Raw genomic sequence first — 14702 nt, 5'->3', positions numbered from 1 at the left:
TTCGCCATTCTGGAGCTTACAACCGTGTCAAACGACTTCCTCTTCACCTCGGAATCCGTTTCCGAGGGCCATCCCGACAAGGTCGCCGACCAGATTTCCGACGCCATCCTGGACGCTATCCTCGCCCAGGACAAATATGCGCGCGTCGCCGCAGAAACGCTGTGCAACACCGGTCTGGTGGTGCTCGCGGGTGAAATCACCACGACGGCCAATGTGGATTACATCCACGTCGCGCGCGAAACCATCAAGCGCATCGGCTACGACAACACCGAGTACGGCATCGACTACAAGGGCTGTGCCGTGCTCGTCGCTTACGACAAGCAATCGCCGGATATCGCCCAGGGCGTCGACCGTGCATCGGACGACTACCTGAACCAGGGCGCCGGCGACCAGGGCCTGATGTTCGGCTACGCGTGCGATGAAACGCCCGAGCTGATGCCCTTCCCGATCTACTACGCACACCGCCTGGTCGAGCGCCAGTCGCAACTGCGCCGCGACGGCCGCCTGCCCTGGCTGCGCCCGGACGCCAAGTCGCAGGTGACGGTGCGTTATGTGGACGGCAAGCCGCACAGCGTGGACACCGTCGTGCTGTCGACCCAGCACGCACCGGAAATGTCGCAAGAGGCCATCCGCGAAGCCGTGATCGAAGAGATCATCAAGCCGGTGCTGCCCTCGCACATGCTGGCCGAGACCAAGTACCTGGTGAACCCGACCGGTCGCTTCGTCATCGGCGGCCCGCAAGGTGACTGCGGCCTGACCGGCCGCAAGATCATCGTCGATACATACGGCGGTGCAGCCCCGCACGGCGGCGGCGCATTCTCGGGCAAGGACCCGTCGAAGGTGGACCGCTCGGCTGCGTACGCCGCGCGCTATGTCGCCAAGAACGTGGTGGCTGCCGGTCTGGCGCGCCAGTGCCAGGTGCAGGTGAGCTACGCGATTGGCGTGGCGCGTCCGATCAACATCACCGTGTACACGGAAGGCACCGGCGTGATTCCGGACGACCAGATCGCCAAGCTCGTGCATGAGCACTTCGACCTGCGTCCGAAGGGCATCGTTCAGATGCTCGACCTGCTGCGCCCGGTCTACGAAAAAACTGCCGCGTACGGCCACTTCGGCCGCGAAGAGCCGGAGTTCAGCTGGGAAGCCACCGACAAGGCCCTGCTGCTGCGCGAAGCGGCTGGCCTGGCAGGTGAGCCGGCCAAGGCATTCGCCTGAGCCAGCATTGCTGCAAAAACGAAACCGCCCCTCGGGGCGGTTTTTTATTGCGTGTGCAACGACGCCACGCTTACGGGATTTTGCTGAGAATGCCGTTCATCTCATCGGCGGAAAACGCCCGCAGCGTCTGGGAACGGACATTGCCCGCCGAAGCGAGTGCCAGCCCGAACGCCGTCATTGCGGCGTCGTCCGGCCCTTCGCAAATCACCACGAGATCGTACTGGCCCAGCGTCCAGTAGGTTTCCCTCATGTTGATGCCGGCCGACTTGGCCAGCTCACGGGCCGCGGCGGCCCGTTTGGTGGTGTCCTTGATGGTGCGGATGCCCTGGTCGGTGAAATTCAGCAGGGCCAGAAAAGTTGCCATGGTGCGTCTCCTGATCGGCGGGAGTCCGGGGGTGCAGCATCGCGTGCCGCCGAAACGCGCGGAAGGAAATACGCTGCAATGAGCGCGCCATCCCTGAAGGCGCGTGCCATGCGTGCGGGTGAGGCCCCTGCCGGGCGGCAAATGCAGCCACAATTCGGTCGAAATTGTTTCAGTTGCGATACACCGGTCACCGCCCTGGCGAGTCAGCAATTTCGGTCAGGCGCACCAGCCACCCACGCGCTACCGTAGCGCCACCCAGGAGCCTTTCCCCGTTGACCACCACTGCCACCGACCGCTACCTCGCCCGCTTCCGCGCCGTGCTCGTCCATATCGACGCGCATCTGGAGGACGCGCTGGACGTGGACGGGCTGGCCGAAGTGGCGACGTTCTCGAAGTACCACTTCCACCGCCAGTTCACGCTGCTGTTCGGCATGAACGTCGGGCGCTACGTGCAGTTGCTGCGGCTCAAGCGTGCCGCGCACCAGCTCGCCTATCGCGATGCGGCGCGCATCACCGACATCGCGCTGGTATGCGGATACGAGGCGCCGGAAGCCTTTGCGCGCGCGTTCCGCAAGCAAACAGAGCAATCGCCGACGGATTTTCGGGCCACGCCGCAATGGGGCACCTGGGCTGCCGATCTACAGGCGCTGCGCGCCCTCAGGAGCGAACACATGCCCGCACAACCGCAACCCCATTCCGTCGAGATCGTTGAACGCAACACCGTACCCGTTGCTGCAATCGAGCACCGAGGTGACCCCGCGCGCCTGGGCGAGACCATCCGCACGTTCATCGCCTGGCGCCGCGCGCACCGGCTGCCCCCGTCCGTCTCGGCCACCTACAACATCGTCTACAACAACCCCGACGACGTGCCGCCCGACGCGTTCCGCATGGACATTTGCGCGGCGACACGCGATGTGATTGCGCCGAATGCAGCGGGCGTGGTGCCGAAGACGCTGGCCGGCGGGCGCTACGCCGTGCTGCGCCACACGGGCTCCGACGACACGCTCGACCAGAGCGTCGCCTACCTCTACGCCGAGTGGCTACCCGCCAGCGGCCAGGAATTGCGAGACGCGCCGCTGCTGTTCCAGCGCGTGCGCTTCTACCCCGACGTGCCCGAGCACGAGGCCGTGACGGACGTGCTGCTGCCGCTCAAGTAAGTGATCAGGCGTCCAGATGGATCTGGATGCCGGTGGCCGTGTAGATGGCCGTGGCCTTGAAGCCGTCCACCACCACGGAAGAGAACTGGCGGTTGCTGCCCGCGCCATCCACGACGGCAATCGTGTCGCCCACCTTCGGCGTGTAGCCGTTTGCGAACGACACGTGCAACGTGCCGCCGGCAATGGTGGTGAGACCTGCCACGCTGAGCTTGCCCTGGCCGTTCGGGCCGATGACGAGGTTCAGCGTCGTGCCCTGCAGTTGCGTGAACTTGCCGGCAATGGCCACCGCTGCCGGTGCGTTGACCGCCAGCGTGCCGGCACCCAGGTACACATCGCCCGTACCAAATGCGTTGGCGGAATCGGCTTCCAACACGCCCCCGGCGATTTGCGTGCCGCCGGTGTAGGTGTTGGCGCCCGCCAGACGCAGCGTGCCCGTGCCTTGCAGCGTGAGCTTGCCCGCGCCCGAGATGGCATTGCGCCACGTGTCCGCCGCATTGAAGCCACCTTGGCTGGCGTCCATCGACACGATCACGTTACCGTTGAAGGCGCCATAACCATCGGCTGCGGCAAACAGGTTCAGGCGGCCCCAGCCTTCCGCATCGTCAAGCACGGGGTAGCCGGAGGCCAGCTCGGTGGTCTTGAGCACCACGCGGCGCTGGTCGGCACTCAGATACGGGAAGCGCGTTTCGAGCAGCACCTCGGCGCCCTTGGGCACCACGGGCGCCAGGGCGCCGCTGTTGATCTGCGTGAAGCCGAACGTCATGCGGCGCGTGAAGTTGCCCTGGTTGGTGGCGTAGTCGGCAAAGCGGTCGGTGGCTGTCGTGCCGGATTGCGCGAGCGCCGGGAAGCTGGTGGCGTCGGTGCCCGTCTGCGCCATCAGCGCGGTGTGCGCTTGTGTAAAGGCGGTGGCCTTGAGCGTGGCGTTGGCCGGGTCGTTCAGGTTGGCGGCCACGGCGGCAATGCCGAGCATGCGCCCGGACATCACATCCAACGGTGAATGCATGCCGGCCAGGATGCGGTTCTCGCCCAACTCCGTGCCGCGCGTGAGCATCTGCTGGAAGCGCTCGGGCACCAGGTACGCCATCGCCACGGCATCGCGCATGGCTTCGGCGGAGTGGCCGCTGATGAAGCCGCCGTCGGTGCCGGGGGTCGTGCTTTCGGCCGGCACGAGTGCCGGCACCACGACCACGCTGCTGCTCCAACGGTACGGGCGCGCATATTTGTAGAAGCGCTTGGCCGGCTCGGTGGAGGCGTTGTTGCCCATCGTGTTGATCAGGTCGACCACCTTGCCGAAGGTGGCGTTGCCGCCCGAGGTGCCCACGCCCGTGTTGTTGCCGCTGTCGTTGTACAGCACGGTGGTGGCATCGGCCGGCACGGTGGTGATGCTGGTGGTCTGCTGCGTGAGTGTGCGCCACGCGGTGGTGAGCGGGCCCATGCCGTCGGTCACGCTGTAGCCCTTGCCGCGGCGGTCATCAAAATAGGCCGCATCGGCCTGGGCCGGCGTGCGGTTGGTGGTGGCATTCACCACGTATTGAATGTTGGCGTTCAACACGGGCAGATTGAGCTGCGTGCCGCCCGCCGTGCCGTCATTGGGCAGGCCCGTCCAGGTGGAGGCGACCACGGCCGGGAACGACCCATTGGCCGGCGCCGGCGCACCCGCATCGACGATTTCCGTCAGCGGCTGCCAGAGGTCGAGAAACCGCGTGAACAGGCGCACACCGGCATTGGTGCCGAGCGTGGCGTAACGCGCATCGCCGCGTTGGTTGGTGGCGCTGTTGTCGACGAACGCCGGCACGCCGCTGGCCACCGCCGCCGTGTCGACAAAGCCCGGATCCGTCGGCGGCGCGGGAATGGCCTGCGTGGTGGCGACCGGTGCGGTGGAGGTGTCATCACCGCCGCCGCACGCGGTCAGGGCAAGCGCGCCAAACAGGGCGACGAGACTGGCGCAAACGCGCGGGCGGGCAAGCATGGGACGGGCAAAAGCAGACATGAGCAAGCGGGCCGAAGCCCGTAGAGGCGCTGGAAAAGCCCCGCAGTCTCGGCCTGCGCCATGAAATTCGCGTGACGATTGCGTTACAAAATGCAAACGATTGCGCCCCACATTTGGGCACGTCGAGCAGGCGTGTCGTGGGCAGTGCCGCGCCCTGCCGTTATGTCACAGCGTGATAGAATTCACGCCACAATTTTTGACTCTGGTGAAGCCTCAGCCGTGTTCGCGGGCCATCGCCGTCCGTCGACCATGTCTGCCTCACCGCTCCAACGCTCCGCCCTGCGTCGCTGGCTCCATAGCTTTGTCCCGGCCCCTGTCACGGTTCGCTGGGGCGAGCGCCTGCGCTCTGCCGTGGGCGCGCTTGTCGGCATTCTGCTGACCGGCACGATGATGAAGCTGGTGCCGGGCGCGTCCACGCTGATCCCGCTGCTGGTGGCGCCCATGGGCGCCTCGGCCGTGCTGCTGTTTGCAGTGCCGGCCAGCCCGCTGGCGCAGCCGTGGTCGATCATCGGCGGCAACCTGGTGGCCGCCACGGTGGGCGTGACGTGTGCGCTGCTGGTGCCGGATCCGGTGCTGGCCTCTGCACTGGCGGTGTCGATTGCCATTGCCGGCATGTTTGCGCTGCGCTGTGTGCACCCGCCCTCAGGCGCAGTGGCGTTGACCGCCGTGATTGGTGGGCCGGCCGTGCACGCGCTGGGGTACACATTCGTGCTGGAGCCAATCCTGATCCAGTCGGCGCTGCTGCTGGTGGGCGCGCTGGTGTACCACGCCGCCACGGGCCACCGGTATCCGCACGCGCAACGCTTGCCCGCCGCTGAACGAGCCCCCACCGCTGGGGGCTTCACCCGCGCCGACATCGTCGCCGCGCTGCGCCGCCAGAGCGAGCTGCTCGACATCGACCCCGAAGACATCGAAGCCGTGCTGCGCGAGATGCAGCTCCAGGTTTACACACGCACCTTCCAGACGCTCACCTGCGCGGACATCATGTCGCAGCCGGTCATTGCCGCGACGCCGGCCACGTCGATCCCGCGGGCGCTGCAACTGCTGCGTCAGCACAGCATCAAGGCGCTGCCGGTGGTGGATGCGGGGCGGCGCGTCATCGGCATCGTCACGCGTGCGGATTTGCTCGGCCTGAACCCGCGTGACTTCCGCCAGACGCTGCGCCACTGGTTCAGCATCGGCGCGCTCACCCCGCCGCGCGTGGCCGACCACATGAAGACGCATGTGCAGACCATTGCCGCCACCGCGCCCATGTCAGACCTGGTGCCGCTGTTTGCCAGCGCGGGGCACCACCACATTCCTGTGATTGACGCCCATGGCCAGTTGGCCGGCATCATCACGGAATCGGACCTGGTGGGCGGGCTGTACCGTCAGGCGACGATCCAGCCGCAGGCCGCCTGAGCGGCCCGCTGATTCACGCGATCCGTCACTCCGCGTCGATCGGCCACGCGCGAAACACCTCCAACTGCTCCGCCGCGGCCGACAACGCCGCCACGCGCGGGTAGCTCGCCGCCGGCACGCGGTCCGGCAGCATCAACTGGATAAAGCCCCAGGCCACGGCGGTCGTCACGCCGGCTTGCGTCAGCGCACTCGCATCCGCAGGCAGCGGCGCACCCTTCCACTCCGCTTCCAGCGCATCCAATGCGGCGTGCAACTGACCGTGCACGCGGTCCACCCACGGCGCATGCACCTTCTCGGTCGGGCGCAGGTTGTGTTCGTAGACGATCTGCATCGCCTTCTCGCACGCGGCCAATGCCAGACCGATGACACGCAACGCGTGCTGGCGCGCAGGCAGTGCGGCAGGCATCAGGCTGCGGCCGGCCAGCGTCTCGGCATAGTCGATGATGAGCGTGGAATCGATCAGCACGGTGCCGTCATCGCACACCAGCGTGGGCGCCTTCACCACCGGGTTGATCTCATGAAACCGGTCGAAATGTCGAAACACCGACACCGACGCATGCTCGAACGACAGGCCAAGCAGCTTGAGCGAAATGGCGGTACGGCGGACGTAGGGCGAGTCGAGCATGCCGATCAGCTTCATGGGGTCTCCTGGGGTGGTTGGGCTGGGTGGATGATGGAACGTCCATGATAAGCAGCGGCGCTGGCACGTCTAAGCGGTTTCCATCCAAAATCAGGGTTCCTTGCCGATGATTCATCGGTCACATCCCCCCGCCACCCAGACCCGCCATGCCCCTGGACAAGAAAGACTGGCTGATCCTCGAAGCCCTGCAGGCCGACGCCCGCCAGAGCCTGGCCGCGCTGGGCAAGCGCATCGGCCTGTCGCAGCCGGCCATGAGCGAGCGCGTGCGCAAGCTGGAAGACGCCGGCGTGATCGAAGGCTACGGCGCACGCGTCAACCTGCGCAGCATCGGCATCGGGCTCCAGGCCTACATCCACATCGAGACCACCCACGCGCACATCCGCAAGTACCTCAAGCTGTTTGAAGAGATGCCGGAGGTGCTGGAAGCCAGCCGCGTGACAGGGCAGCACTGCTTTATCGTGCGCTGCGCGATTGCCGAGCCTGGGGATTTGGAGCGCGTGGTCGACAGCCTGGCCGTGCATGGTTCGGTGACGACCTCGCTGGTGCTGTCCAACCCGGTGGCCAAGGCGGTGACGATTCACGCAGCCAGAAAACCGGGCGACACCGAGGCCGCATGACGATCGCCTGTCACAAACGCTGCCCCGCATCCGTCTAGGGAATACGATCCCTAGACGACACCGCCCAGACCATGACGACCTCCAAGCGCACCCAGATCGGCACCGACAGCGAAGACACCGCCTTCACCGCGGCCCGCCCGCGCCTGTTTGCCATCGCCTACCGAATGCTCGGCACGCGCGCCGATGCCGAAGACGTGCTGCAGGACGCGTGGATGCGCTGGCACCAGGCAGACCAATCCGCATTGCAATCGGCCGAGGCGTGGCTCGTCACGGTCGTCACGCGCCTCTCGATCGACCGCCTGCGCGCCGCCAAGGCCGAGCGCGAGGCCTACGTGGGCTGGTGGCTGCCCGAGCCGCTGGTGGAGGCGGAATCCAATGCCCCCACGCCCGAAACCGCCGTGGAGCTGGCGGGCGACCTGTCGGTAGCGCTACTGTGGGTGCTGGAGCGCCTTTCGCCCGAAGAACGCGCGGCCTTCCTGATGCGCCAGGTGTTCGACCAGGACTATGCGGAGATTGCCGCCCTGCTGGGCAAGAGCGAAGCCGCCTGCCGGCAGATGGTGCATCGCGCATCTGACCGCGTGCAGCAGGATCGCCCGCGCTTTGACGTATCTGCCGACACGCACCGCGACTTGCTGGAGCGCTTTGCCGAAGCCTCGCGCAGCGGCCAGCGTGACGCCATCCGCGCGCTGCTGGCCGATGACGCGCACCTGGTGGGCGACGGCGGCGGCAAGGTGCCTTCGTTCACGCGCATCATTCAAGACGCCGAGCAGATCACCAAGATCTACTGCGAGCTCGTGCGCGCGATGGGCAACGTCCGCTACCAGCATGCCCGCGTCAATGGCGAGCCGGGCCTGCTGCGCTATGTGGATGAGAAGCTGGAATCGGCGCAGTCGTTCGTCATCGAGAACGGCCGCATCGTCGCTATCTACGTGGTGCGCAATCCCGACAAGCTGGCGCACATCGGCACCGGCGCATAAAGAGCAAAAAATGTCGGCCGGGCCTGTCACAACCCGGCCGCGTGAGGCGTCTTAAGGGTATGGAGCCACGCAAAACACCCGTGCGCGAACGCTCCAGGTATCCAACCCAACCCCAGGAGCCTCTCATGTCGCAAGCACCCCGCATTGCCTACTACCAACTCGCACCGAAGTCCTTCAACGCGCTGCTGAACCTGTCCAACGGCCTGCGCCGCGATTTGCTGGGCGCCAAGCTGGTTGACCTCGTGCTGCTGCGCGTGTCGCAGATCAACGGGTGCGCCTTCTGCATCGACATGCACTGGAGCGACCTCATCAAGATGGGCGAAGACCCGCGCCACCTGAACGCCGTGGCCGGCTGGCGCGAAGCCCCGTTCTTTACCGAGCGCGAACGTGCCGCGCTGCGCTGGGCCGAGCTGGTGTCGCAGATTCCGGCCACCGACCCGAGCGATGAAGAATTCGCCAAGCTGCGCGCGCACTTCAGCGATGAAGAGATCGCCGCGCTGAGCTTTGTGATCGTCACCATCACCAGCTGGAACCTGTTGAACGTGAGCCTGCGCAACCCGGTGCCCGCCAAACCCTATGCAGCGGAAGCCGCGTAAATTGGCAAACGAACGCCAGGCCGTGCCTACCTGTTCACGTAGGCACGGCGCTTACTCCCGCAGGAAGCGCACCATCAGTATTTCATCCGCGTAACCACCGGCCGACTTGAGCGCACGTGGCTCGATGCCATAGGTTTCAAAACCGCAACGCTCGTACAGCGCCAGCGCCGCTGCGTTGCCTTGCACCACCGACAGCGTGAGCTGCTCGACCACGCCCGTGGCCGCGGCCACGATGCCATCCACCAGCGCCGCACCCACCCCGCGCCCACGCACCTCGGGCGACACGTAGAAGCCCCACACAAACCCCTTGTGCGCCAGCTTGGCAATGGTCTGCTGCTTGAAGCCGACCATGCCCGCGATGCGCACGCCGTCGTACGCCCCCAGCACCGTTGTCGTCGCAAGCCGGTCGGCAAAAGCCGCCTGCGAAAGCCCTGCCTCGGCTTCATACGTTGAACCGAAGGCTTCGGGCGAATCCTTGAGCGCGGCCAGGCGGATGGCGCGGTAGTCAGCGACGTCGGCAGCATCAGACGGCGAGAGTTGGCGAAGGGTGATGGTGTTGGCGTTGGTGGACATGACGGTGACTGACCGGGCAAACAACGAGCGGATCCCAGTATCGCGCCAAACGCTTGCAGGGGCGTGTAACGCATGTCCCCATCCATGCAGCGGAGGGCGTTGTCGGTCAACTGGCCTATGTCGGCGTGTGGCCCCGAGTTTCTATGCTTCGGGAAAACACAAGACCACACACTGCGCGTCAAGAACGGGGGGAGCCATGGCCGAGCTATCAATCGCCCAAGCGGAGGGCATCAACAGCGCAGCAGCGCAACCGCTGCCGGCGCCAATCCCACCAGCCCACCTCCGATACCCGCATGGCGTGCATGGCGCGGCCTTGGTGATGGCCGCCGCGCTATCGCTCGGGCTCACTGGTTGCGGTGGCGGCGGCGACGATGCCAGCTCCAGCACGACACCGCCGACGAACAACGTCACACCCGCGCCAACACCGGCCCCCACTCCGACCCCATCGCCCGCGCCAGCACCAAAGCCGGCCCCCGCACCAGCACCAGCACCAGCGCCGGCACCCACCTACTCAGTAGGCGGCACGGTGAGCGGCCTGAGCGCAGGCAAGACGGTCACGCTGCTGGACAACGGCGGTGATGCCGTCATCGTCAATGCCAACGGCAACTTCCAGTTCCCCACCAAGCTCGCACAGGGCAAGCCATACGCTGCTACGGTGGGCACACGGCCCTCGGGTGAGAACTGCACCGTCACCAACGGCAGCGGCACGGTGGGCACGGCCAACGTGACCAACATTGCCGTGGCCTGCACACTGCGCCCGCTGTTCGGCTACGCGGTCAACTCGAACGACGGCACGATCTCTGCCTTCACGCTGGATCCGACGACCGGTATGCCCACGGCCATCGGTTCATCGGTGCCGGTGGGGCAAGGGCCGCTATCGCTCATCATCGACCCGGCGGGCAAGTTCGTCTACGTGGCCAACGCCAACGACAACACCATCACCACGCTGTCCATCGACCCGAGTACCGGGCTGCTGACCGTGGTGGGCTCACCCACGGCCACCGGTACGCAGCCGTACAGCATCGCGCGCACGCCCAACGGCAAGTTTGCGTACACGGCCAACTACGGGGCCAACACGCTCAGCGCGTACTCGGTCAACACGGGCACGGGGGCACTCACTGCGCTATCGGCCATCACGGCCGGCGCCAACCCGTACACCATCACCATCAACAGCGCGGGCACGTACGCGTATGTCGTGAACGCCAACAGCGGCGGCACCACCGGCACGGCCATGGCGTTTGCCATCAACACCAGCACGGGTGCCTTCACGCCGGCAGGCACCGCAGTCAACACCGGCAACACACCGCAGTTCATTGCCGTCACCCCTGCGGGCAGCTACGCGTATGTCGCCAACTCGGCAGACAACACCATCGGCATCTACAGCATCGGCAACACGGGGGCGCTTACCGCGTCGGGCACGCCTGTGACGGCCGGCACCAACCCGTTCTACATCGCGATATCGCCATCGGGCGGCTTCATGTACGTGGCCAACGTGCTCAGCAACAACGTGAGTGTGTTCTCGATCAACCCGGCCAACGGTGCGCTCACCCTGGTGGACACCACCGCCACCGGCAACGCCCCCGTGACGGTGCTGGTGAACCCGGCAGGCACCTTCGCCTACGTGGTGAGCGGCATCGACAACACCGTCACCGCATACAGCATTAATGGCACCACCGGCAAGCTGACGGCTGTCACCAATGGATCGGCTGGCACCGGCAACATCCCACGCGGTATGGCGATTGTGGCAGTGCCCTGAGACCGGCCAGGTTGGTCAGGCGCGCGCCCGGAGCCCCTTGCTTGTGCAAGGGGCTTCGTTTTTGAGCGGGCACGCCTCACACATCGATTGCCGCAGTCGACTTCACCTTGCGGCGCAGTTCGTACTTCTGGATCTTGCCTGTCGATGTCTTGGGCAGCGGGCCAAAGAACACCGCCTTGGGCACCTTGAAGTTGGCGAGCAGCGTCTTGCAGTGCGCGATCAACTCTTCCGCCGTGGCGGTGGCGCCGTCCTTGAGCTCGACAAACGCGCACGGCGTTTCGCCCCACTTCGCATCAGGCTGGGCAACCACGGCGGCGGCCAGCACGGCGGGGTGGCGATACAACGCGTCTTCCACCTCCACGCTGGAGATGTTCTCGCCGCCCGAGATGATGATGTCCTTGCTGCGGTCTTTGATCTTGATATAGCCGTCGGGCATGCAGACGCCCAGATCACCGGTGTGGAACCAGCCGCCCGCAAACGCCTCACGCGTGGCCCGCTCGTTCTTCAGGTAGCCCTTCATGCAGATGTTGCCGCGGAACATGATCTCGCCAATGGTTTCGCCATCGGCAGGCACGGGCTGCAGGGAGTCCGGATCCAGCACCGCCACCTGCGACTGCAGGTGATAACGCACGCCCTGGCGCGCCTTCATGGTGGCGCGGTCGTGCTCGGGCAGCGTGCGCCATTCGTCTTGTTCTGCGCAGACGGCGGCGGGGCCGTACACCTCGGTCAGGCCGTAGACGTGCGTGAGCTCAAACCCCATCGCCTCCATCTGCGCCAGCACAGCGGCGGGCGGCGGCGCACCGGCCACCATGCCGCGCACGGGCCCGCGCAGGCCTTCTCGCCATGACGGCGGCGCATTCACCAGCGCGGTGTGCACGATGGGCGCGGCGCAGTAGTGCGTCACGCCTTCATCGCGCATGAGGTCGAACACCACCTTGGGCTCGAACTTGCGCAGGCAGACGTTGACCCCCGCGCGCGCCGCGATCGTCCACGGGAAGCACCAGCCGTTGCAGTGGAACATCGGCAGCGTCCACAGATAGACCGGGTGCTTGGGCAGATCCCACTCCAGGATGTTCGACACCGCGTTGATGGCTGCGCCGCGATGGTGGTAGACCACGCCTTTCGGGTCGCCCGTGGTACCCGACGTGTAGTTGAGCGCAATGGCATCCCACTCGTCTACCGGCCCTTGCCACGCGTAGTGCGGATCGCCCGAGGCGAGAAACGACTCGTAATCGGTCTCGCCAAACGGCTCGGCCTGCGGGCCCAGCGCGTCGTGCACAGCGATCACCTTCAGGCCGGGAATCTCCAGCGCCATCTGCCGCGCCAGGTCGGCAAACTCGGTGTCGGCCAGCAGCACGCGCGCCTCGCCATGGCGCAGCATGAAGACCAGGTTGGCCGCATCCAGGCGGATGTTGAGCGCGTTGAGCACCGCACCCGCCATCGGCACGCCAAAGTGCGCCTCCACCATGGCAGGCGTATTGGGCAGCAGGGCTGCAACGGTATCACCGCGCCCCACGCCCGCCAGTGACAGCGCGCTGGCCAGACGACGTGCCCGCGCGCAAGTGTCGCGCCAGTTCTGGCGCACCGGGCCATGCACGATGGCCAAGCGGTCGCCATACACGTCGGCTGCGCGGGCCAGGAACTCGATGGGGGTGAGCGGTACAAAGTTGGCCGCGTTGCGGGCCAGACCTGTGTCAAAGTCAGTGGGCATTGCTGTGTCTCCGGTGCGTCGGGCGCTATGGCTTTTTGTTTGGCAACGCTATCATCGTGCAGCTCCCGCACTCTGTCATCCGGATGACAAACCACCCGGAAACCCAAGCCAGACAAAGGCTGACAGGATTCTTACAAAGCGAAGGCGGAGCCCCACGCGCCCTCACCCAACCCGCCTTTGCCATGACCGCACCCGACACCCTGTCGCCCGCCACGCAATTGCAAACGCACGCATGGTTCACCGCGCTGGCGCCCGAACACCAGGCACTGGCCGCGCGCGAGACCCTGCTCCAGCAGTTCGAACCCGGCGCCTTCATCGCCCGCCGCGGCGAGCCCTCGCGCTACTGGATCGGTGTGGACAGCGGCCTCATCAAGCTGGCCGTGTACACCGCCGACGGGCGCGGCTGCACGTTCTCCGGCGTGCCCGAGGGCGGCTGGTGCGGAGAAGGCAGCGTCATCAAGCGCGAAGACCGCCGCTATGACGTGATCGCCATCCGCACCTCGCACGTGCTGCTGGTGCCCGAGCCCGTGTTCAACACGCTGCTCGCGCAGAGCCTGCCGTTTGCCAGCTTCGTCGTCCGCCAGCTCAACGAACGCATGGGGCAGTTCATCGCCACCGTGCAGAACGACCGGCTGCTGAGTGCCGATGCGCGCGTGGCGCAAGCGATTGCGCAGCTCTTCCACCCCGCCCTGTACCCACGCACGAGCACCGTGCTGGAGCTGTCGCAGGAAGAGATCGGGCTGCTGACGGGGCTGTCGCGCCAGCGCGTGAACCAGGCGCTGCGGCGGCTGGCCGAAGCCGGCATGATCACGCTCTCGTACCAGACGATCCGCGTGACCGATCTGCCGGGATTGCGCCTCTTCGGTCTCTCAGAGTTGTAACGGGCCAGAACACGCTCGCCCGAGTGTCACCGGAACGACATTGCCAGGGTTGCGCGCAGGCCTAGAATCCTGCGACAGTGGCGGGCCGTTGGTTTGCCCGCTGTTCTCTGCCGTTTCCTGCCGCGCCCCCATGCCGCTCATCAGCCGTGCCCACGTTCGCATCTCGCGCCTGCGCTTTCCCTTTGCGGTGCGCGTGCAGGCCGAGCAGGGCACCGCCTGCCTGCGCGATGCCAATGGCCGGCGCGAGGTGCGCCCGGGTGACCCGTTTGTGGTGCCCGCCTTCGCGCATTTCGGCTGCGAGCTGCCGGGCACGCTGTGGCAGCCCAGCGCCATCTCGCTGGTGGCCGTGCCCGATGCCGGTTGCCCACGCATGGCGGCCATCCACCACGACAAGCCCTGGTCACGCACGCTGGCCAACCTGGTGTTCGACCACCCCGCACAGGCGTGGAACGCGGCATTGCTGAGCGAGTGCTGGCAGATCGGACCGCGACAGGTGCGCGCCCGCCTGTTTGCTGAAGGCGAAGCGCTGCTTGCACTGGTACGCGAGCAGCGGGCCGCGCGGGCGCTCTACGCACTGGCCGCGCTGGAAGGGAACATCGCCTGCCCCACCGAGGCGCTGGAACAGCTTGCCCGGCGAACCGGCCTGCGATCTGCCCGCACCTTGCAGGACACTTGCGCCAGCCTGTTCGGGGTTGCACTCAGCCAGCTGATGGCCGCCACCGCTGAAGACACGCACACCGCCACGCCCATCGGCCCGACCGCCTGGACAAGCTGGCACGCGCCTGCGGCGCTGACGGCGTAATACCGGCGCCCAGCCCAGCACG

Annotated in this window: 14 protein-coding genes; 9 read left to right on the top strand and 5 right to left on the bottom strand. The window is 66.3% G+C overall.

The window, feature by feature from the left end; translation table 11 throughout:
* Positions 1-24 precede the first annotated feature (24 nt).
* The gene (gene metK, locus V6657_RS00155) at positions 25-1215 is read left to right on the top strand and encodes a methionine adenosyltransferase (protein WP_048934487.1); all 1191 of its coding nucleotides are present in this window, start codon (positions 25-27) and stop codon (positions 1213-1215) included.
* A gap of 70 nt (positions 1216-1285) precedes the next feature.
* Here metK and V6657_RS00150 read toward each other — a convergent pair whose 3' ends face one another.
* Positions 1286-1579 carry a GYD domain-containing protein gene (locus V6657_RS00150; RefSeq protein WP_048934444.1) on the bottom strand — a complete coding sequence of 98 codons (294 nt, stop codon included), beginning with the start codon at positions 1577-1579 and terminating at the stop codon, positions 1286-1288.
* A 317-nt stretch (positions 1580-1896) separates the two neighbouring features.
* On the opposite strand from V6657_RS00150, the gene V6657_RS00145 reads away from it, so the two are divergent.
* Positions 1897-2736: an AraC family transcriptional regulator gene (locus V6657_RS00145; RefSeq protein ID WP_082170228.1), complete on the top strand. Its 840-nt coding sequence runs from the start codon at positions 1897-1899 to the stop codon at positions 2734-2736.
* 4 nt (positions 2737-2740) lie between these two features.
* Here V6657_RS00145 and V6657_RS00140 read toward each other — a convergent pair whose 3' ends face one another.
* The gene (locus V6657_RS00140; RefSeq protein ID WP_048934442.1) at positions 2741-4726 is read right to left on the bottom strand and encodes a phosphatase PAP2 family protein; all 1986 of its coding nucleotides are present in this window, start codon (positions 4724-4726) and stop codon (positions 2741-2743) included.
* A gap of 249 nt (positions 4727-4975) precedes the next feature.
* Here V6657_RS00140 and V6657_RS00135 point away from each other — a divergent pair, with 249 nt between their 5' ends.
* A complete protein-coding gene (locus V6657_RS00135; RefSeq protein ID WP_048934441.1) occupies positions 4976-6127 on the top strand; it encodes an HPP family protein in 1152 nt (383 codons plus the stop codon).
* 25 nt (positions 6128-6152) lie between these two features.
* On the opposite strand, the gene V6657_RS00130 is transcribed toward V6657_RS00135, so the two are convergent.
* On the bottom strand, positions 6153-6767 hold the full coding sequence (locus V6657_RS00130) for a glutathione S-transferase (RefSeq protein ID WP_048934440.1): 615 nt from the start codon (positions 6765-6767) through the stop codon (positions 6153-6155).
* Positions 6768-6913: 146 nt separating this feature from the next.
* Between V6657_RS00130 and V6657_RS00125 the strand changes: the two genes are divergently transcribed.
* The 3 genes from V6657_RS00125 (at position 6914) to V6657_RS00115 (ending at position 8957) form a co-directional block, all read left to right on the top strand.
* A complete protein-coding gene (locus V6657_RS00125) occupies positions 6914-7384 on the top strand; it encodes an Lrp/AsnC family transcriptional regulator (RefSeq protein ID WP_048934439.1) in 471 nt (156 codons plus the stop codon).
* Between the two features lie 71 nt (positions 7385-7455).
* Positions 7456-8361, top strand: coding sequence for an RNA polymerase sigma-70 factor (locus tag V6657_RS00120; RefSeq protein WP_048934438.1), 906 nt, complete (start codon positions 7456-7458; stop codon positions 8359-8361).
* A gap of 125 nt (positions 8362-8486) precedes the next feature.
* Complete coding sequence (locus V6657_RS00115; protein ID WP_048934437.1) at positions 8487-8957, top strand: carboxymuconolactone decarboxylase family protein; 471 nt, start codon at positions 8487-8489, stop codon at positions 8955-8957.
* A 51-nt stretch (positions 8958-9008) separates the two neighbouring features.
* On the opposite strand, the gene V6657_RS00110 is transcribed toward V6657_RS00115, so the two are convergent.
* Positions 9009-9530, bottom strand: a complete 522-nt coding sequence (locus V6657_RS00110) for a GNAT family N-acetyltransferase (RefSeq protein WP_048934436.1) — start codon at positions 9528-9530, stop codon at positions 9009-9011.
* Between the two features lie 196 nt (positions 9531-9726).
* Here V6657_RS00110 and V6657_RS00105 point away from each other — a divergent pair, with 196 nt between their 5' ends.
* The gene (locus V6657_RS00105; protein WP_048934435.1) at positions 9727-11286 is read left to right on the top strand and encodes a beta-propeller fold lactonase family protein; all 1560 of its coding nucleotides are present in this window, start codon (positions 9727-9729) and stop codon (positions 11284-11286) included.
* 76 nt (positions 11287-11362) lie between these two features.
* Here V6657_RS00105 and V6657_RS00100 read toward each other — a convergent pair whose 3' ends face one another.
* Positions 11363-12997, bottom strand: coding sequence for an acyl-CoA synthetase (locus V6657_RS00100; protein WP_048934434.1), 1635 nt, complete (start codon positions 12995-12997; stop codon positions 11363-11365).
* A gap of 182 nt (positions 12998-13179) precedes the next feature.
* Between V6657_RS00100 and V6657_RS00095 the strand changes: the two genes are divergently transcribed.
* Both V6657_RS00095 and V6657_RS00090 read left to right on the top strand, forming a co-directional pair.
* On the top strand, positions 13180-13878 hold the full coding sequence (locus tag V6657_RS00095; RefSeq protein WP_048934433.1) for a Crp/Fnr family transcriptional regulator: 699 nt from the start codon (positions 13180-13182) through the stop codon (positions 13876-13878).
* 130 nt (positions 13879-14008) lie between these two features.
* The gene (locus V6657_RS00090; RefSeq protein ID WP_048934432.1) at positions 14009-14680 is read left to right on the top strand and encodes a hypothetical protein; all 672 of its coding nucleotides are present in this window, start codon (positions 14009-14011) and stop codon (positions 14678-14680) included.
* Positions 14681-14702: the final 22 nt, after the last annotated feature.

The organism is Ralstonia sp. RRA, from assembly GCF_037023145.1.
Lineage (GTDB): Bacteria > Pseudomonadota > Gammaproteobacteria > Burkholderiales > Burkholderiaceae > Ralstonia.
This window is presented reverse-complemented; position numbering and strand designations above follow the sequence as displayed.